The 25,755-nt window shown below is 59.8% G+C and carries 25 protein-coding genes; 15 read left to right on the top strand and 10 right to left on the bottom strand.

The features are described 5' to 3' along the window. Nucleotides 1-61: 61 nt before the first annotated feature. The gene (locus IC37_RS19525) at nt 62-973 is read right to left on the bottom strand and encodes a LysR family transcriptional regulator (RefSeq protein WP_030128314.1); all 912 of its coding nucleotides are present in this window, start codon (nt 971-973) and stop codon (nt 62-64) included. A 184-nt stretch (nt 974-1,157) separates the two neighbouring features. Here IC37_RS19525 and IC37_RS19520 point away from each other — a divergent pair, with 184 nt between their 5' ends. From IC37_RS19520 to IC37_RS19480, 8 genes are all read left to right on the top strand, one after another. Further along, a complete protein-coding gene (locus tag IC37_RS19520; RefSeq protein ID WP_030128313.1) occupies nt 1,158-2,648 on the top strand; it encodes an aldehyde dehydrogenase family protein in 1,491 nt (496 codons plus the stop codon). Nucleotides 2,649-2,814: 166 nt separating this feature from the next. Further along, a complete protein-coding gene (locus IC37_RS19515; RefSeq protein ID WP_030128312.1) occupies nt 2,815-4,098 on the top strand; it encodes an FAD-binding oxidoreductase in 1,284 nt (427 codons plus the stop codon). 364 nt (nt 4,099-4,462) lie between these two features. Then, nucleotides 4,463-5,596, top strand: a complete 1,134-nt coding sequence (locus tag IC37_RS19510) for a branched-chain amino acid ABC transporter substrate-binding protein (RefSeq protein ID WP_030128311.1) — start codon at nt 4,463-4,465, stop codon at nt 5,594-5,596. 171 nt (nt 5,597-5,767) lie between these two features. Next, nucleotides 5,768-6,682, top strand: coding sequence for a branched-chain amino acid ABC transporter permease (locus IC37_RS19505; protein WP_030128310.1), 915 nt, complete (start codon nt 5,768-5,770; stop codon nt 6,680-6,682). Nucleotides 6,683-6,685: 3 nt separating this feature from the next. Beyond that, nucleotides 6,686-7,969 (top strand): high-affinity branched-chain amino acid ABC transporter permease LivM, encoded by a 1,284-nt coding sequence (livM, locus tag IC37_RS19500; RefSeq protein WP_030128309.1) that lies wholly within the window; start codon nt 6,686-6,688, stop codon nt 7,967-7,969. Further along, nucleotides 7,966-8,841 (top strand): ABC transporter ATP-binding protein, encoded by an 876-nt coding sequence (locus tag IC37_RS19495; protein WP_030128308.1) that lies wholly within the window; start codon nt 7,966-7,968, stop codon nt 8,839-8,841. The genes livM and IC37_RS19495 overlap by 4 nt, the downstream gene beginning before the upstream one ends. Next, nucleotides 8,838-9,554 carry an ABC transporter ATP-binding protein gene (locus tag IC37_RS19490; protein WP_030128307.1) on the top strand — a complete coding sequence of 239 codons (717 nt, stop codon included), beginning with the start codon at nt 8,838-8,840 and terminating at the stop codon, nt 9,552-9,554. Before IC37_RS19495 ends, IC37_RS19490 begins: the two co-directional genes overlap by 4 nt. An 828-nt stretch (nt 9,555-10,382) precedes the next feature. Continuing rightward, the gene (locus IC37_RS19480) at nt 10,383-11,150 is read left to right on the top strand and encodes an SDR family oxidoreductase (protein ID WP_030128306.1); all 768 of its coding nucleotides are present in this window, start codon (nt 10,383-10,385) and stop codon (nt 11,148-11,150) included. Nucleotides 11,151-11,276: 126 nt separating this feature from the next. Here the strand turns inward: IC37_RS19480 and IC37_RS19475 are convergent, their stop codons facing one another. From IC37_RS19475 to IC37_RS19445, 7 genes are all read right to left on the bottom strand, one after another. Further along, nucleotides 11,277-12,404 carry an AGE family epimerase/isomerase gene (locus tag IC37_RS19475; protein ID WP_030128305.1) on the bottom strand — a complete coding sequence of 376 codons (1,128 nt, stop codon included), beginning with the start codon at nt 12,402-12,404 and terminating at the stop codon, nt 11,277-11,279. A 181-nt stretch (nt 12,405-12,585) separates the two neighbouring features. Next, nucleotides 12,586-13,158, bottom strand: a complete 573-nt coding sequence (locus IC37_RS19470) for a HupE/UreJ family protein (RefSeq protein ID WP_030128304.1) — start codon at nt 13,156-13,158, stop codon at nt 12,586-12,588. 28 nt (nt 13,159-13,186) lie between these two features. After that, entirely contained in the window at nt 13,187-13,801 is a 615-nt protein-coding gene (gene ureG / locus IC37_RS19465) for an urease accessory protein UreG (RefSeq protein ID WP_030128303.1), read from the bottom strand. A 23-nt stretch (nt 13,802-13,824) separates the two neighbouring features. Further along, a complete protein-coding gene (locus IC37_RS19460) occupies nt 13,825-14,499 on the bottom strand; it encodes an urease accessory protein UreF (protein WP_030128302.1) in 675 nt (224 codons plus the stop codon). After that, nucleotides 14,496-14,996, bottom strand: a complete 501-nt coding sequence (gene ureE / locus IC37_RS19455; RefSeq protein WP_030128301.1) for an urease accessory protein UreE — start codon at nt 14,994-14,996, stop codon at nt 14,496-14,498. The genes IC37_RS19460 and ureE overlap by 4 nt, the downstream gene beginning before the upstream one ends. A 271-nt stretch (nt 14,997-15,267) precedes the next feature. After that, nucleotides 15,268-15,900, bottom strand: a complete 633-nt coding sequence (locus IC37_RS19450) for a TetR family transcriptional regulator (RefSeq protein ID WP_008009759.1) — start codon at nt 15,898-15,900, stop codon at nt 15,268-15,270. A 156-nt stretch (nt 15,901-16,056) separates the two neighbouring features. Then, nucleotides 16,057-16,524, bottom strand: a complete 468-nt coding sequence (locus tag IC37_RS19445) for a hypothetical protein (protein ID WP_095920369.1) — start codon at nt 16,522-16,524, stop codon at nt 16,057-16,059. A gap of 385 nt (nt 16,525-16,909) precedes the next feature. On the opposite strand from IC37_RS19445, the gene IC37_RS19440 reads away from it, so the two are divergent. Further along, the gene (locus tag IC37_RS19440) at nt 16,910-18,985 is read left to right on the top strand and encodes an AsmA family protein (protein ID WP_030128299.1); all 2,076 of its coding nucleotides are present in this window, start codon (nt 16,910-16,912) and stop codon (nt 18,983-18,985) included. 167 nt (nt 18,986-19,152) lie between these two features. On the opposite strand, the gene IC37_RS19435 is transcribed toward IC37_RS19440, so the two are convergent. Next, nucleotides 19,153-20,064, bottom strand: coding sequence for a LysR substrate-binding domain-containing protein (locus IC37_RS19435; RefSeq protein ID WP_030128298.1), 912 nt, complete (start codon nt 20,062-20,064; stop codon nt 19,153-19,155). Between the two features lie 115 nt (nt 20,065-20,179). On the opposite strand from IC37_RS19435, the gene IC37_RS19430 reads away from it, so the two are divergent. The 3 genes from IC37_RS19430 to IC37_RS19420 all read left to right on the top strand — a co-directional run bounded on the left by IC37_RS19430 (nt 20,180) and on the right by IC37_RS19420 (nt 22,121). Beyond that, entirely contained in the window at nt 20,180-20,818 is a 639-nt protein-coding gene (locus IC37_RS19430; RefSeq protein WP_030128297.1) for an FMN-dependent NADH-azoreductase, read from the top strand. Then, entirely contained in the window at nt 20,819-21,124 is a 306-nt protein-coding gene (locus IC37_RS19425; protein ID WP_030128296.1) for a multidrug efflux SMR transporter, read from the top strand. A 106-nt stretch (nt 21,125-21,230) separates the two neighbouring features. After that, nucleotides 21,231-22,121, top strand: a complete 891-nt coding sequence (locus IC37_RS19420; RefSeq protein ID WP_030128295.1) for a triacylglycerol lipase — start codon at nt 21,231-21,233, stop codon at nt 22,119-22,121. A 121-nt stretch (nt 22,122-22,242) separates the two neighbouring features. Here the strand turns inward: IC37_RS19420 and IC37_RS19415 are convergent, their stop codons facing one another. Then, nucleotides 22,243-23,130: a DMT family transporter gene (locus IC37_RS19415; RefSeq protein WP_030128294.1), complete on the bottom strand. Its 888-nt coding sequence runs from the start codon at nt 23,128-23,130 to the stop codon at nt 22,243-22,245. Between the two features lie 97 nt (nt 23,131-23,227). On the opposite strand from IC37_RS19415, the gene IC37_RS19410 reads away from it, so the two are divergent. From IC37_RS19410 to IC37_RS19400, 3 genes are all read left to right on the top strand, one after another. After that, nucleotides 23,228-24,016, top strand: coding sequence for a helix-turn-helix transcriptional regulator (locus IC37_RS19410; RefSeq protein WP_030128293.1), 789 nt, complete (start codon nt 23,228-23,230; stop codon nt 24,014-24,016). Nucleotides 24,017-24,088: 72 nt separating this feature from the next. Continuing rightward, the gene (locus IC37_RS19405) at nt 24,089-24,394 is read left to right on the top strand and encodes a PsiF family protein (RefSeq protein WP_030128292.1); all 306 of its coding nucleotides are present in this window, start codon (nt 24,089-24,091) and stop codon (nt 24,392-24,394) included. Nucleotides 24,395-24,617: 223 nt separating this feature from the next. Continuing rightward, nucleotides 24,618-25,631 (top strand): AI-2E family transporter, encoded by a 1,014-nt coding sequence (locus tag IC37_RS19400; RefSeq protein ID WP_030128291.1) that lies wholly within the window; start codon nt 24,618-24,620, stop codon nt 25,629-25,631. The last annotated feature ends 124 nt before the right edge of the window (nt 25,632-25,755 follow it).

Here is a 25,755-nt window from a genome sequence, read left to right as displayed (position 1 = left end):
GATGTTGAATGTACCGGCCCCTTCGCGAGCAAGCCCGCTCCCACAGGTATTGGGTGCAACCCTAAATTTGCGGTATGTCTGGGCTATCAATCTGCTCCAGCATCCACTTCACAAAATCCCGCACCTTGGGCACTTCCGCCGAATGCTCCGGATACGCCAGATAATAGGCGTCGGTGCTGGGCATCGCATGCTTCCAGGGAATGACCAGTTTGCCGTCGGCCAATTCCTCCTCCACCAGAAACTTCGGCAGCAGCGCCACGCCGCAGCCGACCTGGGCGGCGCGGATGCACATGTAGAAGGTTTCGAAACGCGGGCCGTGGTAGCTGTGTTCGGTGTGGTAGCCCTGGCTGTCGAACCAGTCGTGCCAGGCCTGGGGGCGGGAAGCGTTTTGCAGCAGGACCAGGTCGGTGAGTTGCGTCGGATCGGTGAACGGCGTGTCCGGCAGGCTGCCCGGTGCGCAGACAGGTACGAGCTCCTCGCCAAACAGCTTCAGGCATTCGGTGCCGGGCCGTGAGCCCTGGCCAAAGTAGAACGCCAGGTCGCTACGACCTTGCAGCAGATCATCGGCTTCTTGCTCGCTGCACAGGTCCAGATGGATCGACGGATGTCGCAGGCGCCAGCCTTTCAAGCGCGGCACCAGCCAGCGCGCACCGAAGGTCGGAGGCGTCGAGACTCGCAAGACTTCGGTATCGCCGCCGTAGGAACGCAGGTAATGGGTCGACATTTCGACTTGGGTGAGGATTTTTCGTACCTCCACCAGGTACAAATCGCCGGCGGGGGTCATTTGCAGGCGTCGGCGCACCCGGCGGAACAACAGGTGTTGCAGCAATTCTTCGAGTTGAGCGACCTGTTTGCTCACGGCGCTCTGCGTCAGGTTCAGCTCTTCGGCGGCACGGGTGAAGCTCAAATGCCGGGTCACGGCTTCGAAGCACTGCAATGCGGTGATCGACGGCAAGTAGCGTTTATTCAGCATGGGTGGTCCTTCTTCTTGTTTCTCTATGCTCTTTTTTACCGGCAGATTCACAGCATGAATAAACGGAATGATATCTCGCTTAATCGTCGTTTGTTGGAGAACCTCGGGAGCGCTAAAACTACAGGTCTGATCAGCCGAATCAATCCGGCTGCACGTTTTCTGTTTTTTGCTTGAGGAGTGACCCATGGTTGCCGCATTGCTTGATCGTCTTGGTGTGAACCCGGCCCTGTACCAGAACGGCAAAGTGCCGGTGCATTCGCCGATCGATGGCAGCCGTATCGGTGCCGTGAACTGGGAAGGCGCCGCTGAAGTCGAGCAGCACATCAGTCGCGCAGATCATGCGTTCGAACTGTGGCGCAAAGTGCCGGCACCGCGCCGTGGCGAATTGGTGCGCCAATTGGGCGACATTTTGCGCGAGTACAAGACCGATCTCGGTGAGCTGGTTTCCTGGGAGGCCGGCAAGATCACTCAGGAAGGTTTGGGTGAAGTTCAGGAAATGATCGACATCTGCGACTTCGCCGTCGGTCTGTCCCGTCAGCTGTACGGTTTGACGATTGCCTCCGAGCGTCCTGGCCACCACATGCGCGAAACCTGGCACCCGCTGGGTGTCGTTGGCGTGATCAGTGCGTTCAACTTCCCGGTCGCCGTCTGGGCCTGGAACGCCACGCTGGCGCTGGTCTGCGGTAACCCGGTGATCTGGAAACCGTCGGAGAAAACCCCGCTGACCGCACTGGCCTGTCAGGCGCTATTCGACCGCGTCCTGAAGAATTTCAGCGACGCCCCGCCGCACCTGAGTCAAGTGATCATCGGTGGTCGCGATGCTGGCGAAGCGCTGGTCGATGACCCGCGTGTCGCGCTGGTCAGCGCCACCGGCAGCACCCGCATGGGCCGCGAAGTGGCGCCGAAAATCGCCGCGCGTTTCGCTCGCAGCATTCTGGAGCTGGGCGGCAACAACGCAATGATCCTCGGCCCAAGCGCCGATCTGGACATGGCCGTACGGGCGATTCTGTTCAGCGCCGTCGGCACCGCCGGTCAGCGTTGCACCACTTTGCGTCGTCTGATCGCTCACGAATCGGTGAAAGAAGAAATCGTCACCCGCCTGAAAGCCGCGTACTCCAAGGTGCGCATCGGCCATCCGCTGGAAGGCAATCTGGTTGGTCCGCTGATCGACAAACACAGCTTCGAAAACATGCAGGACGCGCTGGAGCAGGCCTTGAGCGAAGGCGGCCGAGTGTTCGGCGGCAAGCGTCAGCTGGAAGACAAATTCCCCGACGCTTATTACGTATCGCCAGCTATCGTCGAAATGCCGGAGCAGAGCGATGTGGTGTGCAGCGAAACCTTCGCGCCGATTCTGTACGTGATCGGTTACAACGATTTCGAAGAGGCGCTGCGCCTGAACAACGCTGTGCCACAAGGCCTGTCGTCGTGCATCTTCACCACCGACGTGCGTGAAGCCGAGCGGTTTATGTCGGCGGTGGGCAGCGATTGCGGCATCGCCAACGTCAACATCGGCCCGAGCGGCGCGGAAATCGGCGGCGCGTTTGGCGGCGAGAAAGAGACGGGCGGTGGTCGTGAATCCGGTTCGGATGCATGGCGTGGATACATGCGCCGTCAGACCAATACCGTGAACTATTCGCTGGAGTTGCCGTTGGCTCAGGGGATTACGTTCGACTGAGATGAGCTCAGATCTTTGATCCAATGAAAATCCAATGTGGGAGCGGGCTTGCTCGCGAAAGCGGTCTTTCAGTCACATAGATACTGAATACACGGACGCCTTCGCGAGCAAGCCCGCTCCCACACTGGAATGGATGTGTTTGTTAGGTTTCTATTGGAGTCTGGCAATGCCGTTACGCGAAGAGTGTCTGTGGGAAAAACTGACGCCGCAAAGGCCCGACAACGTGGCGCTCAAGGGCGAGGTGACGGTGGATGTCTGCGTCATCGGTGCCGGTTTCACCGGTTTGTCGGCGGCGGTGCATCTGCTGGAACAGGGTAAAAGTGTCTGTGTGCTGGAAGCGCATCGCGCCGGGCATGGCGGTTCGGGGCGTAACGTCGGGCTGGTCAACGCCGGGATGTGGATTCCACCGGATGAAATCGAAGCCGGTTTCGGCGAGGTGGTCGGCAGTCAGCTCAACCGCATGTTGGGTGCGGCGCCGTCGCTGGTGTTCAGTCTGGTCGACAAATACAACATCGATTGCCAGTTACGCCGCGAAGGCACGCTGCACATGGCGCACAACGCGCGTGGCGAGGCGGATCTGCGCAGTCGCGAAGCACAGTGGAAACGTCGCGGCGCCCCGGTGGAATTGTTAACCGGCCAAGCCTGCGAACAAGCCACGGGCACCAAAAAGATCGCCGCCGCCTTGCTCGATCGGCGCGCCGGCACGATCAACCCGATGGCCTACACCACTGGGCTGGCGAACGCGGCCATCAGCCTTGGCGGTCAGCTGTTCGATCATTCTCCGGTGACCCGACTTGAACGTCAGGGCCAGCGCTGGTCGGTGCAAACCGCCCAGGGTTCGGTGCTGGCCGAGCAGGTGGTCATCGCCTCCAACGCCTATACCGAAGGTGACTGGACGGAGCTGCGTCGCAATTTCTTCCCCGGTTATTACTATCAAGTGGCCTCAGTTCCGCTGACCGAAGATGCCGCGCAGCAGATTCTGCCCGGTGGTCAGGGTTCCTGGGACACCCGGCAGGTGCTCAGCAGTATCCGTCGCGATGCCGAAGGACGGTTGTTGCTCGGCAGTCTCGGCAATGGCAACCAGAAACCGACCTGGTTCCTGAAAGCCTGGGCTGACCGGGTTCAGCAGCATTACTTTCCGTACCTGAAATCGGTGGAGTGGGAGTGCACCTGGACCGGTTGTATCGCTTTCACGCCGGATCATTTGATGCGCCTGTTCGAGCCGGCACCGGGGCTGGTGGCCGTTACGGGTTACAACGGTCGAGGCGTGACGACCGGTACAGTGGTCGGCAAAGCCTTTGCCGATTATTTGTGTAATGGAAATCCTCAGGCCTTGCCGATTCCTTTCGCGCCCATGCAGCCATTGGCGGGTGTGGGGCTGCGAAGCTGCCTGTATGAAGCTGGATTTTCGTTGTATCACGCGGGCCAGTGCCTGCGGATCGTCATCTGATTGTTGAAATATGTTGCTGGAAGCGGCGCTTTTCAGCGAAGCGGCTAGCCTGTAATGGTGCGGGTTGTAGCAGTCCCCGCACCAGCAGTGTGCAGTTCGGTGACGCGGGCTGTTACAGGCTGGTTGCACATCGTTTGGCGCTGCGGTTGCAATGATGGCGCATAAGGGTTGCGCCTTTAAATATAAAAGGTTTCACCTTCCGCGGTTTAGATGGTTGCACGCCCAATGAAAATGGGCCCGAAACAGTCGAAAAAACAATAAGGCAGCGACTTTTTTCAGAATAAAAAACCGATGGCACGGCCCTTGCTCTGAGCATTCAGTGAAGTCGCAGTGCCAACTAAAAAAAACCTTGGAGCACCACCTCATGTCCCAGACGTTTTACAAGAAAGGCTTTCTGGCCCTCGCAGTGGCAGCTGCGTTGGGTGTTTCTACGTTTGCACAGGCTGATGTGAAAATTGGTGTGGCGGGGCCGATGACGGGCGCCAACGCCGCATTTGGCGAGCAGTACATGAAGGGTGCGCAAGCAGCCGCTGATGCGGTCAACGCCGCTGGCGGTGTAAACGGGGAAAAAATCGTACTGGTCAAAGGCGATGACGCCTGCGAACCGAAACAGGCTGTGACGGTCGCCAAGGACCTGACCAACCAGAAAGTCGCTGGCGTAGTCGGTCACTTCTGCTCCTCGTCGACCATCCCGGCCTCCGAGATCTACGACGAAGCGGGCATCATCGCGATCACTCCAGGTTCCACCAACCCGGCTGTTACCGAGCGCGGCCTGAGTGCCATGTTCCGTATGTGCGGGCGTGACGACCAGCAAGGCATCGTGGCCGGCGACTACATCGTCGACGTGCTCAAGGGCAAGAAAGTGGTGGTCCTGCACGACAAGGACACCTACGGCCAAGGTCTGGCGGATGCTACCAAGGCCCAGCTGGAAAAACGCGGTGTGAAGCCGGTGCTGTATGAAGGCCTGACCCGTGGCGAAAAAGACTTCAGCACCATCGTCACCAAAATCCGTGGTGCTGGCGCCGATGTCGTTTACTTCGGTGGCCTGCACCCGGAAGCTGGTCCTCTGGTTCGTCAACTGCGTGAGCAAGGTCTCAAAGACGTCAAGTTCATGTCCGACGACGGCATCGTAACCGACGAACTGGTGACCACCGCTGGCGGTCCGCAATTCGTTGACGGCGTGCTGATGACCTTTGGTGCCGACCCACGCATGCTCCCAGAGAGCAAGACCGTAGTGGACGAGTTCCGCAAGAAAGGCACAGAGCCTGAAGGCTACACCCTGTACGCCTATGCTTCGGTCCAGGCCCTGGCCGCAGCCTTCAATGGCTCCAAATCCAACAGTGGCGAGAAAGCCGCCGAGTGGCTGAAGAAAAATCCGGTCAAAACCGTGATGGGCGAGAAGACCTGGGATGCCAAGGGCGATCTGAAAGTCTCCGACTACGTGGTTTACCAGTGGGACAAGGATGGCAAATACCACCAGCTGGAAAAACAGAAGTGATATGACTGGCTGATTGCCCGGCGCCTTGTGCGCCGGGCAATCAAAGAACATGTCCGTGCTGTACCTGTCTTTTCTCGTAGAACTGCATATAACCGTGTTGCGTCGGCGGCTGAACCCCGGTCCCGGCGCACCCGGTTTTTGTACAGTCTCTCAAAAGCGTGAGATTGCGTTATGGATGGTATTTTCCTGCAGCAACTGGTCAACGGCCTGACCCTCGGGTCGGTCTATGGCCTGATCGCCATCGGCTACACAATGGTCTATGGCATCATCGGCATGATCAACTTCGCCCACGGCGAGGTTTACATGATTTCCGCTTATCTCGCGGCAATCAGTCTGGCTCTGCTGGCGTACTTCGGTATTGAATCCTTCCCCCTGCTGATGCTTGGCACACTGGTCTTCACCATCATCGTCACGGCGGTGTATGGCTGGGTCATCGAGCGCGTCGCCTACAAACCGCTGCGCAACTCAACCCGACTGGCACCGCTGATCAGCGCCATCGGTATTTCACTGATCCTGCAAAACTATGCACAGATTTCCCAAGGCGCCCGTCAACAGGGGGTACCGACACTGCTGACCGGTGCATGGCGAGTTGAAGTCGGGACCGGCTTCGTTCAACTGACCTACACCAAAATCTTCATTCTGATCGCAGCGTTTGTCGGGATGGCCCTGCTGACCTACGTCATCAAGTACACCAAGCTCGGCCGTATGTGCCGCGCGACCCAGCAAGACCGCAAGATGGCCTCGATCCTGGGGATCAACACCGATCGGGTAATTTCCTACGTGTTCATCATCGGTGCGGCGATGGCGGCCCTGGCCGGCGTGCTGATCACCATGAACTACGGCACATTCGACTTCTACGCGGGCTTCATCATTGGCATCAAGGCGTTCACCGCCGCGGTGCTCGGAGGTATCGGCTCGCTGCCTGGGGCGATGCTCGGCGGGATCATTCTCGGGATCTCCGAGTCGCTGTTCTCTGGCTTGGTCAACTCGGACTACAAAGACGTTTTCAGCTTCTCGCTGCTCGTTCTCGTCCTGGTCTTTCGGCCCCAAGGCCTGCTCGGCCGTCCTCTTGTGTCGAAGGTGTAAGCGATGTCTTCAACCACTAAAAAAACCATTGATCTCAAAAGAAGCCTGGTTGACGCGATTCTTGCCGGCCTGGTGGCCCTGATTGTGTTCGGCCCGATTGTCGGCGTAGTCCTCGACGGCTACGGCTTCAACCTGGAAACGACCCGGGTGGCATGGATTGTCGCCATCGTCATGGCCGGCCGTTTTGCCTTGAGCCTGTTCCTGCAAACCCCCAAGGGCCTGAGAATTCTTGAAGGCTTTGAAAGTACCGGCTCCGGGGTTCATGTTCTGCCGCCCGATTACAAATCCCGCTTGCGATGGATCATCCCGCTGATGATCGTCATCGCCGTGGTGTTCCCGTTTTTCTCCAACTCCTACCTGTTGGGCGTGGTCATCCTCGGGCTGATCTACGTGCTGCTGGGCCTGGGGCTGAACATCGTGGTCGGCCTGGCCGGCCTGCTAGACCTGGGTTACGTGGCGTTCTACGCCATCGGTGCCTATGGGCTGGCGCTCGGTTATCAATACCTGGGGCTGGGTTTCTGGACGGTGCTGCCGCTGGCGGCAATCACGGCCGGGTTGGCCGGTTGCATCCTGGGTTTCCCGGTGCTGCGCCTGCACGGTGATTACCTGGCGATCGTGACCCTGGGGTTCGGCGAAATCATCCGGTTGATCCTCAATAACTGGCTGTCCCTGACGGGCGGCCCGAACGGTATGGCGGCTCCGTTGCCGACCTTCTTCGGCCTCGAGTTCGGCAAAAGAGCGAAGGAGGGGGGCGTCCCGTTCCATGAGTTCTTCGGCATCGCCTATAACCCGGACGTGAAGTACTACTTCATATACGCGGTGTTGTTCCTGGTGGTTCTGGCCGTGCTGTACATCAAGCACCGTCTAACCCGCATGCCGGTCGGTCGCGCGTGGGAAGCTTTGCGCGAAGACGAAATCGCCTGCCGTTCCATGGGCCTGAATCACGTACTGGTCAAGCTGTCGGCGTTCACCATCGGTGCATCGACGGCGGGCCTGGCGGGTGTGTTCTTCGCTACCTACCAGGGTTTCGTCAACCCGACCTCATTCACCTTCTTCGAATCGGCACTGATCCTCGCCATCGTGGTACTCGGCGGCATGGGCTCGACCATCGGCGTGGTGATTGCGGCGTTCGTGCTGACCGTCGCCCCGGAACTGCTGCGCGGCTTCGCTGAATATCGCGTACTGCTGTTCGGCATCCTGATGGTGTTGATGATGATCTGGCGACCGCGCGGCCTGATCCGGATCAGCCGTACCGGTGTGACCCCACGTAAAGGAGTGGCGCCATGAGCGAAGAAATCGTCCTCTCGGTCGAAAATCTGATGATGCACTTCGGCGGCATCAAAGCCCTGAGTAACGTCAGCCTGCAAGTCAAACGCAACTCGATCTTCGCGTTGATCGGCCCCAACGGCGCGGGCAAGACCACGGTGTTCAACTGCCTGACCGGGTTCTATAAAGCGTCCGGCGGGCATATCGAACTCAATGCCCGTGGAGTGAAAACCGACGTCATCAAAATGCTCGGGGAACCGTTCAAGGCCATCGATTTCGTTTCGCCGAAAAGCTTCGTCAGCCGGCTCCGCTACAAGATGTTCGGTGGCACGCACCTGATCAACCGTGCCGGCCTGGCGCGGACTTTCCAGAACATTCGCCTGTTCAAGGAAATGTCGGTGCTGGAAAACCTGCTGGTGGCCCAACACATGTGGGTCAACCGCAATATGATGGCCGGTATCCTCAACACCAAGGGCTATCGCAAGGCCGAAAGCGATGCGCTGGACCACGCGTTCTATTGGCTGGAAGTGGTGGACCTGGTGGACTGCGCCAACCGCCTGGCCGGTGAACTGTCCTACGGTCAGCAACGTCGTCTGGAGATCGCCCGGGCCATGTGTACCCGGCCGCAGATCATCTGCCTCGACGAACCGGCCGCCGGCCTCAACCCTCAGGAAACCGAAGCGCTGAGCGCGATGATCCGGCTGCTGCGCGACGAGCACGATCTGACCGTGGTGCTGATCGAACACGACATGGGCATGGTAATGAGTATTTCCGACCACATCGTGGTGCTGGACCACGGCGTTGTCATCGCCGAGGGCGGGCCTGAAGCGATTCGACACGATCCGAAAGTGATTGCCGCCTACCTGGGCGCCGAAGAAGAGGAAGTGGTATGAGTGCACCCATCCTCGAACTCAAGGATCTGGACGTGTTCTACGGCCCGATTCAGGCCCTGAAGAAAGTCTCGTTGCATATCAATGAAGGTGAAACCGTCAGCCTGATTGGCTCCAACGGTGCCGGAAAATCGACCCTGCTGATGTCGATCTTCGGCCAGCCGCGGGCCGCTGACGGGCAAATCATCTATCAGGGTGTGGACATCACTCACAAGTCGTCCCACTACATCGCGTCCAACGGTATCGCTCAATCGCCGGAAGGCCGGCGGGTGTTCCCTGACATGACCGTCGAGGAAAACCTGTTGATGGGCACCATTCCTATCGGTGACAAGTACGCCAAGGAAGACATGCAGCGCATGTTCGAGTTGTTTCCACGGCTCGAAGAGCGGCGTACTCAACGGGCCATGACCATGTCCGGCGGCGAACAGCAAATGCTCGCCATCGCCCGGGCGCTCATGAGCCGGCCAAAGCTGTTGCTGCTCGACGAGCCGAGCCTGGGCCTGGCGCCGATTGTGGTGAAGCAGATCTTCGCGACCCTGCGGGAGCTGGCCAGCACCGGCATGACCATCTTTCTGGTGGAGCAGAACGCCAACCACGCGCTCAAGCTGTCGGACCGGGCGTACGTGATGGTCAACGGCGAGATCCGCCTCAGCGGCACCGGCAAGGAGCTACTGGTGAACGATGAGGTGCGTAACGCCTACCTCGGCGGCCACTGAGTTCGCCGTTGCAACAACAAGCCCCGATGAGCAATCGCCGGGGCTTTTTTCTATCTATAAAACACCACCAACCCTGTGGGAGCGGGCTTGCTCGCGAAGGCGGTGTGCCAGGCAACATTGATGTCGACGGCACTCCCTCTTCGCGAGCAAGCCCGCTCCCACAGGGACCGCGGGGAAATTGTGGAAAACAATATTCACGACCTCTCAAAGCGCGACATAAAGCCGCTGCAAATTGCTGTTTTATCACGGTTTTGACTTGTCCCCGTTTGCTGTGGAGCTGGCTGTGAATAACGTGGGAGTAGCTGGCTGCAAGCCTTTGAATCCGTGGCTTGCAGAGGAGTGGTTGTTTTTTGATCAGGCGTTTTTCCTGGACCTCAAGCCGACGTTGTCAACCTTTTTGTTCGGGGTGAACACGGTATAAGTGGAGGTGGACAAGCCTGTGGATAAGTCTGTGATTAAACTCTGGAAAGAGTCGGCTGAGGGCCGTAGTTACTGGCTTGGCGCCATCGCTGGTTTGACCGTCCGGTCGTGCAAATTGCCCGGGGCTACACAGCAGCTACCCGAGGGTCAAGCAAAAAACTTTCTAATCTGCCCGCAAAGCCTTGTGGATAGCGGCTTGCAGCTTTAGCACTTGCCCCCGGAAACTGTGGACCGGCCTGTGGATAAGGTGCGTGTACATGGCTGCAAGCCACAGCACACATGGCGTTGCCGGGGTTGGTCGTTTTTTGTACGTTTTTTGCGATGGTTGCCGCTGTGGACAAGGCCGGGCATGCTGGCAACTGATTTTCTATTCCAAGGGCTGTCATCAGCCGAAGCAAGGAGAACACGATGTCCAACACCCTGTTTATTACCGGCGCGACCGCAGGTTTTGGTGAAGCCTGTGCCCGTCGTTTTGCCGAAGCCGGCTGGAAGCTGGTGCTGACAGGTCGTCGTGAAGAACGCCTCAATGCCCTGTGCGCCGAGTTGTCGAAGCAGACCGAGGTTCATGGCCTGGTGCTCGACGTACGCGATCGCAAGGCCATGGAGGAGGCGATTGCCAACCTGCCGCCGTCCTTCGCCAAGCTGCGCGGGCTGATCAACAACGCCGGCCTGGCCTTGGGCGTGGACCCGGCCCCCAAGTGCGATCTTGATGATTGGGACACCATGGTCGACACCAACATCAAAGGCCTGATGTACAGCACTCGCCTGTTGTTACCGCGTTTGATCGCCCACGGTCGTGGCGCCAGCATCGTCAACCTCGGCTCCATCGCCGGCAATTACCCGTACCCGGGCAGCCACGTGTATGGCGCGAGCAAGGCGTTCGTCAAACAGTTCTCTCTGAACCTGCGTTGCGACCTGCAAGGGACGGGCGTGCGGGTCAGCAACATCGAGCCGGGCCTGTGCGAGAGCGAATTCTCGCTGGTGCGTTTCGCCGGTGACCAGGAGCGTTACAACGCCACTTACGCAGGCGCCGAGCCGATCCAGCCGCAAGACATCGCCGAGACCATTTTCTGGGTACTCAACGCTCCGGCCCACATCAACATCAACAGCCTCGAGCTGATGCCGGTGAGCCAGACCTGGAGCGGGTTTGCCATTGAGCGTAATGCCAAGGCTTAAGACCGGGTAACGGCTTGCCCTANATCAATGTTGACTATGCCGCCGTCTTCGCGAGCAAGCCCGCTCCCACATGGATTGCGCTTAACTGACTGGCATTAAGGCTTGCCCGCGAAAGCAATCGCCCCGTCAGCGCAAATACTCGGCCAACCCGCGATAACAGGTCGCCAAATGATAAGGCGTAGTCGAAGGCATGTCCTTGCGGCTCACTTCGCCATGCTCATCGCGACATTCAAACCAGCCACCCGCATGCAAAAAGCGCTGTTGCAACGCCTGCAATTGGCGCTGCACAGAGGCTTCGCTGCCCGGGCGCAAAGTAAGGGCACGCAGGTATTCGGCTTGGGCCCAGATGCGTTGGGTCGCATCACGAAGATGGTCGTCCAGTTCCAGCATTGCGCGCACGGCACCGGTTTGCTGATCCACGCCCAGTTGCTCGGTAAATGTAAAGGCACGGTCCAGCGAGGCATGCAGTTGCGAGCCGCGCAGCAACGGTGAGGATTCCAGCAGGAAATACCATTCGAACTGATGGCCTGGCTCGAACCAGTTATCCACAGCACCCAGCGGCTTTTCCATCAATACCGCGTGTTGCGGGTCGATGAAGCGCTTCTGCATGGCTGTGCATAACTCGATAAGCGCGCTCTGCACAGCAACGTCCTCGCGCACCGAAAGGATGGCGAGGAAAGCTTCGGCCAAATGCATCAATGGATTCTGCAGCGGCCCGGAGTCGAGCGAAGACCAATCACGGTCCAGGCTGGCTTCATACAGGCCGTCGCCTGTGGCGAAGCGCTGGGCCAAGACTTCCAGCGTGGCGTTGAGCACCGACTCCACCAGCGGTTCGCGAACCTTGTCCCAGTAATGGGCGCAGGCGAACAGGATGAAGGCGTGGGTGTAGAGATCTTTGCGTTGATCCAGCGGCGCACCTTGCGGGTCGATGCTGTAGAACCAGCCGCCATGCTCGGCATCGTGGAAATGCCGTTGCAAGGAACGGAACAGGGCTGCCGCACGCTCTTCGGCCTGGGACGCTTGGCCGATCAGGCTGGAAAACAGGTACAGCTGCCGCGCGCAAGCCATGGCCCGGTAGCGCTGCGGTGGCAGCGGCTGATGCTCGGCGTCCAGCGCTTCATAAGGCAATGCCATGTCGGCGTTCCAGCCGGGGCCTTGCCAGAGCGGCACGATTACGTCCTGGAAGTGCTGTTGCACCGAGGCGAACAGGGCGGTCGATTCAGGCTGGGAAGCAGAGCGGGAAACAGAGGGCATTGGCTGGCGTCGTCACGGCAAAGGCGATTGCGCGACATGGTAGCAGAGAGGCAGGCTTGAGAGAGGTGGTGTCTGTCAGACCGCCTTCGCGAGCAAGCCCGCTCCCACATTTGATCTGTGCACGCAGGACAAATGTGGGAGCGGGCTTGCTCGCGAAGAGGCCGGAACAGCCGATAAAAAATTAGCCTGCCAACAACCACACCCCAGTCGCCGCCGAAGCCGCACCCGCCAGCCGAACCAACGGTGCCGCCGCTTGAGGCAGCAATCGAACCACCGCATAACCCGCTGCATGCAAAGCTGCCGTCGCCACCACAAACCCCGCAGCATACGCCCAAGGGCTCGACATCTCCGGCAATTCCAGACCATGCGCCACGCCATGAAACAGCGCGAACAACGCGGTCGCAGCCACCGCCAGGCTCAACGGCGGACGCACCGCCAAAGCCACCGCCAGGCCCAATGCTAATACCGATGCGGCAATCCCGCTTTCCAGCGCCGGCAGGTTCAGCCCTTCAAAACCCAGCAGCCCGCCGATCAGCATAGTGCCCACGAACGTGCATGGCAGCGCCCAACGCGCGGCGCCTTTCTGCTGCGCGGCCCACAATCCCACGGCAAGCATCGCCAGCAAGTGATCGAGGCCGCCGATCGGATGGCTGATGCCGGCCATCAAGCCATTGTTGCCATGACCCGGATGCGCGAAGGCGATGGTCGGGGTCAGCAGCAGGGCCATGGCGCCAAGAATGCGTTTCAGTGTCATGGAGAAGCTTCCTTGTTGATAAGTGTGATCAGGCTGCAGTCAGCAAGCCCTGGCGTTCGATGAAGGCGATGATGGCTTCCAGGCCCTGGCCGGTTTTCTGGTTGCTGAAGACGAATGGTTTGCCGTTGCGCATGCGCTGGGTGTCGCTGTCCATCATCTCCAGCGAGGCGCCTACCAGCGGCGCGAGGTCGATCTTGTTGATCACCAGCAAATCGGATTTGCAGATCCCCGGCCCGCCCTTGCGCGGCAGTTTGTCGCCGGCCGAAACGTCGATCACGTAGATAGTCAGGTCCGACAGTTCCGGGCTGAAGGTCGCCGAGAGATTGTCGCCACCGGACTCCACCAGAATCAGGTCCAGTCCCGGGAAGCGCCGGTTCAGTTGATCCACGGCTTCCAGATTGATCGAGGCGTCTTCGCGGATCGCCGTGTGCGGGCAGCCGCCGGTTTCCACGCCGATGATCCGCTCGGGTGCCAGGGCTTCGTTACGCACCAAAAAGTCAGCGTCTTCGCGGGTGTAGATGTCGTTGGTCACCACGGCGAGGTTGTAGCGTTCACGTAGAGCCAGGCACAGGGCCAGGGTCAGGGCGGTTTTGCCGGAGCCGACCGGGCCGCCGATGCCGACGCGCAGAGGTTGGGCGTTCATGTGATTCTCCAAAGTAAAAGGCCCTAGGAACGGAACAGACGGCTGTACTGGCGCTCATGGGCCATGCACGCCAGGGACAGGCCGAAAGCGGCGCTGCCAGAGTGTTCGGGATTGATTCGGGTGGCGTCTTGCTGCGCCTGTTGCAGCAGCGGCAGCAGTTCGCTGGTCAGGCGTTGGGCGGCTTGCTGGCCTAGAGGCAGGGTTTTCATCAGCACTGCCAGTTGGTTTTCCAGCCAGCTCCAGAGCCAGGCGGCCAGCGCATCTTGCGGGCTGATCTGCCAGGAGCGGGCCGCCAGCGCCCAGCCCAGGGCCAGGTGTGGTTCAGGGCATTGGTCGAGAAAGGCTCGGGCTGACGCATCCAGTTCGGGTAAACCGTTGAGCAGTTGCTTCAGCGAATAACCCATCTGCCGACTTTCCTGATGCAGCTCGCGGGTTTCGCGGCTGGCGCGATGCTCTTCGCAGCGTTGCAGTAATTGGCCCCAGTTTTCTTCGGCCGCGGCGATGCAATGGGCGAGCAGCAGCGGTGCTTCGAAGCGGGCAAGATTGAGCAGCAACTGATCGCTGATCCAGCGCCGGGCGCTATCGGAATCGTTTACGCGGCCGTTATCCACCGCCATCTCCAAACCCTGGGAATAGCTGTAGCCGCCAATCGGCAACTGCGGGCTGGCCAGACGCAGCAGCGCCCAGGCTGGGTTCATAAGCGCACGCCGAACTGGTGCAGTTTCGGCGGATAGTTGAAATCCTCGTCGCCATGGCGCGAATGGTGATGGCCGCCGCCGTAGGCGCCATGTTCCGGCTGGAACGGCGCTTCGATGTTCTGGGCGTTGGCACCAAGCTGTTCGAGCATGGCCTTGAGCACGTAATCGTCGAGCAGGCGCAACCAGCCATCGCCGACCTGCAGAGCCACATGGCGGTTGCCCAGATGATAGGCGGCGCGGGTCAGTTCGAAGGCGTTGGCACAGGTGACGTGCAGCAGTTGTTCCGGGCGAGCGCAGACACGAACGACGCGCCCGTCTTCGGCTTGCAGGTATTCGCCGTCATACAGTGGCGGCTGGCCACGCTCCAGAAACAACCCGACGTCTTCACTCTCGGCACTGAAACAGCGCAAGCGGCTTTTGCTCCGGGCTTCGAAGGTCAGGTGCAACTCGGCGGCCCAGACGGGTTGAGGGTCGATTCTGCGATGAATCACCAGCATCGGAAGGCTTCCAGCAATGGACAATGCTCAGGGATAGAGCAAGGGGCTTGCCAATCGGGTGAGAGGTAGGAAATGCCTGTCGGAGCGTGGTTGGTGTTTCAGGAGGCTGCAGGTTTTTGGGTTGATTTGGTGCGAGAGATTGTTTGGCGCACCAAATTGCGGCGAGGTCGACGTTTCATGTGGGAGCGGGCTTGCTCGCGAAAGCGATCTTGCAGCCACATAGATGCTGGATGTACCGACGCCTTCGCGAGCAAGCCCGCTCCCACAGGGGTTATTCGGTGCTGCCCAGGCCTTGCCAATGCTTGAGACCGATAAAGATGAATCGCAACTGCTGCGTGATCTTCGCTTGCGGCGTCAAATGCTCGGGTAGCGCCTCGGCCGGGGGATCAATAATGTCGGGCAGTGTCGCGAACACGCTTTTGACGATCAGATCAGCCATGACGCTCAACCCTGCGATGTCCAGGTGTTGCAGTTTCGGCATCAGTGACAAGTCCGCCGCCAGGTCCGAGCTGATGTCTTCGCGCAAGCGGCCAATGGCCTGGCGCACCGGCAGTGAGCCGCCGTACTGCTCGCGGGCAAGAAACAGAAATTGCGAGCGGTTGGCCGTGACCACGTCGAGAAAGATCCGCACCGAGGCGTCGATAATGCCGCCCATGACGAACTCGTTATGGCGCACCAGGCGGATGGTTTCACGGAAGGTCTGACCGACTTCGCTCACCAGCACCAGGCCCAGTTCATCCATGTCGGCGAAATGCCGGTAGAAACCGGTGGGTACGATCCCTGCGGTTCTGGTCACTTCGCGCAGGCTCAGGCTGCCGAATCCTCGGCCGCTTTCCATCAGGTGGCGGGCGGCGTCCATCAGGGCGTTGCGGGTCTGTTGTTTCTGTTCGGCGCGGGGCAGCATCGCAAGGGTGTTTTCTGGACAGGGACAGCGGCGCACTCTAGCAAATCGGCTTCGCTGGCGTCGAACGACTATCGGGAGATCACGCGGGAAATGCAGCTTCTATAAAGTCAAAAGCCCAATCCGGGGATTGGGCTTTTTTTCGGGGCCGCCATGGGCTTAGCTCACAGCGCTGTTGCGTTCGATCACACGGTCACCACCACCTTCAGCCAGGGTTTGACCTTGTGGGGTGCGGTCGGAACCGTCGGCAGCAAGGGTTTGGCCTTGTGGAGTGCGGTCGGAACCGTCGGCAGCCAGGGTTTGGCCTTGTGGAGTGCGGTCGGAACCGTCGGCAGCAAGGGTTTGGCCTTGTGGAGTGCGGTCGGAACCGTCAGCGGCAAGAGTTTGACCTTGTGGAGTGCGATCCGAGCCATCTTGAGTGATCAGGCCTTTTTCTTTCAGGCGATCATTGCCCCCTTCGGCCAGGGTCTGACCTTGTGGGGTGCGGTCGGAACCATCAGCGGCAACGGTCTGGCTGACCGAGTGGCTGTCTTTGACTTGTGGAGTGGCCTGATCAGCGGCCGGCAAAGCGAAAGCGGTGCTGGCTAACATCGAGAGGGTCAGGCTAAGCAGTAATTCGCGTTTCATGATGGGTTGCTCCTTGGGAGGGCGATAAAGTGGGTACGAGGGCAATGCTACTCTTGATAACTCGATACAAAAGTTCATAAAGGCAATGGTAATAATCAACAGAATTGATTGTTCTGCCGCCGCGCTCTAGAACAGGCGTTTCCGGCGAGCTTTTTTGCACTGAGATGAGTATTTTCGACCCGCTCTCGCCTCGCAAAAGAGCGGGCCCGGTAAGGCTAAAAGGGGAGGGGCTTGAGGCAGGGCGGCTATTTGCGTCCGAATTGATCTTCTGGTTAAACCTGCGAACCATTTTTCAGTCGTAATTTCATGGCAGGCCGGTTCTGGCCTAACGTTTCATCAGTGCGTCGCTGTCGGGGCGCTCAGTCGTATTCAGGAGCCCTGTGCAATGACGCGCACTCGTAAAATTCTTGCCTGGACCTTCGCCAGCATCGTTGTCCTGCTGGCCGTCCTGGTTCTGATCATTGCGTTCTTCGATTGGAACCGGATCAAACCGCCCCTGAGCGCCAAAATATCCGAAGAACTGCATCGTCCGTTCGCCATCAATGGCAACCTTGCGGTGATCTGGCAGCGCGAGCCCGAAGAGGGTGGCTGGCGGGCCTGGGTGCCGTGGCCGCATGTGGTGGCTGAGGACCTCAGCCTGGGTAACCCGGACTGGTCGAAGCAACCGAAGATGGCCACGCTCAAACGCGTCGAACTGCGCATTTCGCCGCTGGGCTTGCTGGCGCAGCGGGTGGTGATCCCGCGTATCGACCTGAGCGAACCCAATGCCGATCTGCAGCGCCTGGCCGACGGCCGCGCCAACTGGACGTTCAAGTTCGACCCAAAAGACCCGAACGCCGAGCCTTCGAACTGGGTGCTGGACATCGGTGCCATCGGCTTCGACAAGGGCCATGTCACGCTCGACGACCAGAAGCTGAAGACTCAGCTTGATCTGCTCATCGATCCGTTGGGCAAGCCGATTCCATTCAGCGACATCGTCGGCGACAAAGCGGCGAAAACCGCAGTTGAAAAGGGCGGTTCGCCGCAGGATTACTCGTTTGCGTTGAAGGTCAAAGGCCAATACCACGGCCAGAATCTCACCGGCCAAGGCAAGGTTGGCGGCTTGCTGGCATTGAAGGACGCCTCCAAGCCGTTTCCACTTCAGGCGCAAATGAAGATCGCCGACACCAGCGTCGAGCTGGCCGGTGCGCTCACCGATCCATTGAACCTTGGCGCTCTGGATTTGCGCCTGAAACTGGCCGGTGCCAGCCTGGGCAATCTCTATCCGCTGATCGGCGTGACCCTGCCGGATACCCCGCCGTATGCCACCGACGGGCACTTGATCGCCAAGCTGCAGGAACCGGGCGGGGCGGTGTACCGCTATAAGGACTTCAACGGCACGATCGGCGAGAGTGACATCCATGGCAACCTGACCTACGTTGCGAGCCAGCCGAGGCCCAAACTCAGCGGGGCACTGGAGTCCAATCAACTGCTGTTTACCGACCTGGCTCCGCTGATCGGCGCCGACTCCAATGCCAAGCAAAAGGCCCGTGGCGGTGAAAGCAAGCAGCCGACGGACAAACTGCTACCAGTGGAGGAGTTCAGGACTGAACGCTGGCGCGACATGGACGCTGATGTGGAATTCACCGGCAAACGTATCGTCCACAGCGCAAGACTACCGTTCAACGATCTCTACACCCATGTGGTACTGACTGATGGCGTGCTCAGCCTCGAGCCCCTGCGTTTCGGCGTGGCTGGCGGCAATCTGGATGCGCAGATTCGTCTCAACGGGCGCACCGAGCCTTTGGAAGGCCGGGCCAAACTGACGGCGCGCAAGTTCAAGCTCAAGCAGCTGTTTCCCACCTTTGAAATCATGAAAACCAGTTTCGGTGAGCTCAATGGCGACGCTGACCTGACCGGCCGGGGTAACTCGGTGGCCAAACTGCTGGGCACTGCCGACGGCAATCTGAAGATGCTGATGAATGACGGCGCTATCAGTCGCGAGTTGATGGAGCTGGCAGGGCTCAACGTCGGCAACTATGTGGTCGGCAAGATCTTTGGCGACAAGGAAGTGAAGATCAACTGCGCGGCGGCCGACTTCGACATAAAGGCCGGCCTGGCGACCACGCGGCTGTTCGTCTTCGATACCGAGACCGCAATCGTCTACGTCGACGGCACGGCAAACATGGCGACCGAGCAACTGGACCTGACCATCTCCCCGGAATCCAAGGGCTGGCGCTTGATTTCACTGCGTTCGCCGCTGTATGTGCGGGGCAAGTTCATCAAGCTGGATGCGGGCGTGAAAGCGGTGCCGCTGATGCTGCGGGGGGCCGGGATGGTTGCGCTGGGGGTGATTGCCGCGCCGGCGGCGGGCTTGCTGGCGCTGATAGCGCCCAGCGGCGGTGAGCCGAATCAGTGTGCGCCGTTGCTGGAGCAGATGAAGGCTGGGAAGGCGCCGGTGACGGTTAAGCCTACCCGGTAATCCGTTGGCGTCTGTGAAGACGCCATCGCGAGCAGGCTCCACAATGGACCTGCGGTTACTGGAAAAATGTGGGAGCGGGCTTGCTCGCGAAGATGGCGGCACAGTCAACATTTATGCCGCCTGACACTCCGCTTTCGCGAGCAAGCCCGCTCCCACAGGGATTGTGCTCAACCGACTGATATCAGCGCATGCCCTGACAGCAGCGCCTCCTCCTGCAACCACGCAAAAAATGCCCGCACCGGCGGATGCCGTTCACGACCCGGTACGCACAGCGCGCTGTATCCGGCCCCGTCGACTTGAATGTCACCCCGATAAGGCAGCAGCAAGCCGCTGGCCACACTCTCCGACACCAGAATATTGCTCGCCAGCACCAGGCCTTGCCCGGCGATGGCGGCTTGCAGGGCGTAATGCTCTTCATCGTATTCACGCACTGCCGGTTGCGCGGTCAGCCAGGTTTCGCCGGACTGCGCGCACCAGGCCTCCCAGCCATGGGCGTACAGCTTGGAGTTGTGCCAACGCACGCTGATCAGCGTCGGTACCCGACTGGCCGCCAGGGCCACTTGTTCAGGCGAGCCATAGACCCCAAAGGATTCATCGAACAGGCACAAACCATACAGGTTCGGGTAATCGTCGAGGCTGTAACGCACCACCAGATCGACGCTGGCGTCCTGATGCAAATCGATGACTTCGCAGTGGGTATCCAGGCGCAGGCTGATGTTCGGATGACGGGCGTAAAACCGGCCCAGCCGCGGCACCAGCCAGAGGGCGGCGAAGGCGGCCGTCGTGGAAATCGTCAGGCTCGTGCCGCTGCGTTGCGGGCGCAAGGTATCGACGCTTTGCGCCACTTCCAGCAGGGCGCCGTGCAGGCTGCGGAATAGCCGTTCACCGCATTCGGTAAGTCGCACCTGCCGTGGCAGTCGTTCGAACAGCGGCACGCCGAGCCAGTTTTCCAGGGAGCGGATCTGGTGCGAGACCGCCGTCGGCGTCACGGAGAGCTCTTCGGCGGCGGCCTTGAAACTCAACAGGCGCGAGGCGGATTCGAAGGCGCGCAGGGCGGTTAGCGGCAACGAGGCAAACATTTTAGAACTCCATGGATGAAATGAATTCATCCAGACTGATTTTTGTTCATTTGAAGACGGCAGTTACGCGCTTCAATCTGCAGCCGTTTCAGTTTAGCCCCTCAAGGAGATTCAGATGAGCAGAATTCTTGCGATTCATGCCAGCCCCCGTGGCGACCGTTCACATTCGCGGCGTTTGGCTGAGGTGTTTCTTTGTGCCTGGCAGGTGCGCAACCCGCAGTCGCAACTGACCCGTCGCGAAGTCGGTCGGGCGTTGATTCCGGCCGTCAACGAAGCGTTTGTGGCGGCCGCTTTTCATCCAGAGCCTGAAGCGCGACCGCTGTCGATGCAGGCCGACCTGGCATTCAGCGATGAATTGGTGGGGGAGGTGCTCGGCCATGATCTGTTGGTGATTTCCACGCCGATGTACAACTTCAGCGTGCCCAGCGGCCTCAAGGCCTGGATCGACCAGATTGTGCGGCTCGGGCTGACGTTCAATCACACTCTGGACAATGGCGTCGCTCAGTACGAACCGCTGGTGCGGGGCAAGAAGGCGTTGATCGTCACCAGTCGCGGCGGGTTCGGCTTCGGTCCCGGCGGCGAACTTGAAGCGATGAACCATGCCGATCCGTTGCTGCGCACGGCACTGGGGTTCATCGGCATCACCGACGTCACCGTTGTCGCCGCCGAGGGCGAAGAGTCCGCCGAACGCACTTTCCAGGTTTCCGTGGCCGAAGCCGAGCAGCGTTTGCTGGCGCTGGCCAGGGCGTTCTAGATGGCCTGGTTGTTCTTGCTGATCGCCGCCGGGTTCGAGGTCACCTTCGCCATGGGCATGAAGTACGCCGAAGGCTTCACCCGGCTCTGGCCCTCGGTGATTACGGTGGTGGCGGCCGTGGGGGGGATTTACTTCCTGACCCTGGCCATGCGCGACTTGCCGGTGAGCATCGCCTACCCGATCTGGACCGCTATCGGTTCACTGGGCACGGTGTTTCTCGGCTTTGCGCTGCTCGGCGAAAGCCTGACCGCGCTCAAGCTGGTTTCGGTCGGGCTGATTGTGGCGGGCGTGGTGGGGTTGAAGTAAGCGTTGTCATAGACTGGTCGTTGAGTTGTCATCTTGGGTGGCGATGCTTGGCTGATGCCTTGCATCCTGCCTTGCTTCATCTCACCGATCACAAGGATGTTCATCCATGTCGCAAGGTTCCGCCACGCGTTACCCCTTGGTGCTGGTCCCGGGGATGCTCGGGTTTATCCGTCTGCTGCTCTATCCCTATTGGTACGGAATCATCTCGGCGCTGCGCCGGGATGGGGCGACCGTGATTGCGGTGCAGGTCTCGCCGCTCAATTCCACCGAGGTGCGCGGCGAGCAATTGCTGGCGCGGATCGACGAGATTCTGCGCGAAACCGGGGCCGAGAAGGTCAACCTGATCGGCCACAGCCAGGGCTCGCTGACCGCCCGTTACGCGGCGGCTAAACGCCCGGACCAGGTGGCTTCGGTGACTTCGGTGGCCGGGCCGAATCACGGCTCGGAGCTGGCGGACCATCTGCACACCCATTATCCGGCTGACAGCGCCAAGGGCCGGCTGCTGAGTTTTTTACTGTGGCTGATCAGCGCGCTGATGTGCCTGCTGGAAACCGGTTATCGCGGGCCGAGACTGCCGGTGGATATCCCGGCTTCGCACCAATCCCTGACCGCAGCAGGCGTGGCGCTGTTCAATCAGCGTTATCCACAAGGTCTGCCTGAGACCTGGGGCGGGCACGGTCCGGAAGTGGTCAATGGCGTGCGGTATTACTCCTGGTCCGGGACGTTACAACCGGGCAAGACCGATCGCGGCTGCAACCTGTTCGATGGGACCAATCGCAGTTGCCGGTTGTTTGCCAAAACCTTTGTGCGCGAGGCGGGGCATTGCGACGGGATGGTCGGACGTTACAGCTCGCATTTGGGGACGGTGATCGGTGATGAATACCCGATGGATCACTTCGATATCGTCAACCAGTCGCTGGGGTTGGTGGGCAAGGGCGCAGAGCCGGTGCGGTTGTTTGTCGAGCATGCGGCGCGGTTGAAGGCAGCCGGGGTTTAGCCGTCAGACCGCGTTATCGTTCTTCGCGAGCAAGCCCGCTCCCACATTGGATTTGTGAGCGACGCAGATCCAATGTGGGAGCGGCGGTGCGACGATTCGACTTGCTCGCGAAGGCGCCAGATCAGACAACACTGACCTTACGGCCCAACACCGTCGTCCACCGCTCCGACAAAATCACCCCACCCAACGTCAACACCCCACCCACCAGGTGGTACAGCGCCAACTGCTCATGCAGCACCACCGCCGCAATCAGCGCCGTAATCAACGGCAGCAAATTGAAAAACAGCGTGGTCCGGCTCGGCCCCAGGCGCACCACGGCTTGCATCCACGCCCATGGCGCAAGCATCGAGGCCAGCAGGCAGGCGTAAAGCACCAACGGAATGTTCTGCAGGGTCGGGCCGATTTTCGGTGAGGCGAGGAACAGCGGAAACAGCACCACCAGCGCGACCAACACCTGCAAATACAACAACACCAGCGGCGGCAAACGCAGCTGCCATTTTTTCAGCAGGGTGCTGTAAATCGCATACGCCAGCGTGGCGATCAGCATCATCGCATCGCCCAGGTTCACCCCGTGCTCCAGCAACGTGCCAAGGCTGCCGGACGACACCACCACCAAAACCCCCGCAAACGACAGCACGGCGCCGGCCAGTGCGCCAGCGGTCAGGCGTTGGCCGAGGCTGACAATTGCCATGGCCAGCGACATCAATGGCATCAGCGACAGAATGATCCCCATGTTGGTGGCTGAGGTCAGCGTCGCAGCGAAGTAAGCCAGGCTCTGATAAACCGCCATGCCAAGCACGCCGAGGATGAAAATCCTGCCCAGATTCGGGCGGATCAACGACCAGTGGGCGATCACCGGTTTAAGCATGAAAGGCGTGAACAGCATTGCGGCCAGCAACCAGCGGTAGAAGCCGATTTCGGCGGGAAAGATCGCGCCGACCGCGAGTTTGTTGATCACGGTGTTGCCGGCCCAAATGAAAATGGCCAGCAGGGGGTAAGCGTATTGCATCGGGAAAAACCAGAACGTTAATGAAGGGTGATTATCCGCCTGTCTGGATCAATGCCTATACTGCGATTCAGACAACTTGCCTCTGATTCCGGACAGCATGAACAGCAAACACATCGACCTGCTGGATTTCAGCGAACTGCCGGCACCGGTCTATTTCCGTTATGCCGACTTCAACACCCATGAATACGCCTCGACCCACCATCATCCTTGGGGCAGCCTCGAGTATTCGGCCAATGGCGTCCTGCACATGGAAATCGGCAGCCGCCGCTTCATGTCGCCGCCGCAATACGCGGTGTGGGTGCCGCCCGGGACCGAGCACAGTTTCTATAGCAATCAGCCGATCAACTACCGCGCGGTCTGTCTTGCGCCGGCGCTGTGTCGCGATCTGCCGCAGCAGGCCTGCACCCTGGCGATCAGCGACATTCTCAAGGCGATCCTGAAAGACTTCGCCGCCCGCGATGTGAAAATTCCCGAGCACGATGCAGACAAGCGTCTGGCTCAAGTGCTGGTGGACCAACTGCAACAGGCGCCGATGCATGAGTGTTACTTGCCCTACGCCAGCAGCACCGGGTTGCTCGGCATTCTGGAAACCCTGCAGGCCGAGCCTGGGGATAACCGACCATTGGCGGATTGGGCTGCGAACATTCATGTCAGTGAGCGCACGTTGGCCCGGCAGTTTGTCCGCGAATTGGGCATGAGTTTCGGGGAGTGGCGGCAACGGTTGCGGTTTCTGGCGGCGATCGAAGCGCTCGATAGCCAGCGCAGCATTCAGGAAATCGCCTTCGACATGGGCTACAGCACCGGCTCGGCATTCATCGCGATGTTTCAGCGTCAGGCCGGGTGCACGCCTGAGCAATATCGACGCAGCCACCTCGATAGCAGGTGAACGTGTAACAGGCTTTGTCTACACTCCGAAACAAGGCCGCATCCATCGGTGCGGTAACAAGGAGAACACTCCATGAAGATGTTGCGTGCCCCGTTGTTGATGGTCGGTGTGTTGCTCTGCTCCCAAGGTTTCGCCGCCACTGCCCAACAGAACAAAATGACCACCTGCAATGCCGACGCTACCGCAAAAAGCCTCAAGGGCGACGAGCGCAAAGCCTTCATGAGCACCTGCCTCAAAGCCGCGCCGGCCGCCGATGCCGCCAAGCCCATGACACCTCAACAAGAAAAGATGAAAACCTGCAACGCCGACGCCACGACCCAGGCGCTCAAGGGCGATGCGCGCAAAGCCTTCATGAGCGATTGCCTGAAGAAGAAATAAGCAGCGCGGTCAGCTCGGGAGGCTTTGTGCTGGCCCCTTCGCGAGCAAGCCCGCTCCCACATTTATTCTCTGGCGGGCACAGATAGTGCGTTCACAGTAGATCCAGTGTGGGAGCGGGCCCCCTCGCGAAGGGGTCGGTAAGGTCGACCGACACAATCCCTAGTGCTCGCCTCGGAACGCTGGCAGACTGCCAATCCTTTTACGTCGTTCGTTTTGAGGCTGTATGTCAGCGTTTTCTCAGCGTCAGGTCTTGTTGCTCATCAGCTGGGTCATCATTTTTGGTGGTTTGCTGCTGGTACTCCCTCTGCGATTGCTACCCAGCCTGTTGGCCGGGTTGTTGGTGTTCGAACTGGTCAACATGCTCACGCCGCAATTGCAGCGGCTGATCGAAGGCCGCCGCGCGCGCTGGCTGGCGGTGGCGTTGCTGGGGACATTGGTGGTCAGCGTGCTGGCACTGATCTTTGCCGGTGCGATCAGTTTTCTGCTGCACGAGGCGGAAAACCCCGGCGCTTCTCTCGACAAATTCATGGTTGTGGTCGACCGCGCGCGCGGGCAGTTGCCGCCGTTCATCGACGCTTATTTGCCGGCCAGTGCCGCTGAGTTTCGCGTGGCCATCGGCCAGTGGATGAGCAAGCACCTCAGCGATTTGCAACTGGTGGGCAAGGATGCGGCGCACATGTTCGTGACGCTGCTGATCGGCATGGTGCTGGGGGCGATCATCGCCTTGCAGCGAGCGCCGGATGTGACCAAACGCAAGCCCTTGGCCGCGGCGCTGTTCGATCGCTTGCACCTGTTGGTCCAGGCGTTTCGCAACATCGTTTTCGCCCAGATCAAGATTTCCCTGCTCAATACTTTCTTCACCGGGATTTTCCTCGCGGTGGTCCTGCCGATGTTCGGGATCAAGCTGCCGCTGACCAAAACCCTGATCGTGCTGACCTTCCTGCTCGGCTTGTTGCCGGTGATCGGTAATCTGATGTCGAACACCTTGATCACCATCGTCGGCTTGTCGCTGTCGATCTGGGTAGCGGTGGCGGCGCTGGGTTATCTGATTGTTATCCACAAGCTCGAATACTTCCTCAACGCGCGCATCGTCGGCGGGCAGATCAGTGCCAAGTCGTGGGAGTTGCTGCTGGCAATGCTGGTGTTCGAAGCCGCGTTCGGCCTGCCGGGAGTGGTGGCGGGGCCGATTTATTACGCGTATCTGAAGAGTGAGTTGAAGCAGGTGGGGATGGTTTGATCTGGTCGATATGCATTGCCTGATCTGACGCCTTCGCGAGCAAGCCCGCTCCCACATTCGACCGCATTCCATCTGGAGGAACTCGGTCGAATGTGGGAGCGGGCTTGCTCGCGAAGCAGGCGCC

This window comes from Pseudomonas sp. QTF5 (assembly GCF_000512695.2).
In the GTDB taxonomy this organism is placed as follows: Bacteria; Pseudomonadota; Gammaproteobacteria; order Pseudomonadales; family Pseudomonadaceae; genus Aquipseudomonas.
This window is presented reverse-complemented; position numbering and strand designations above follow the sequence as displayed.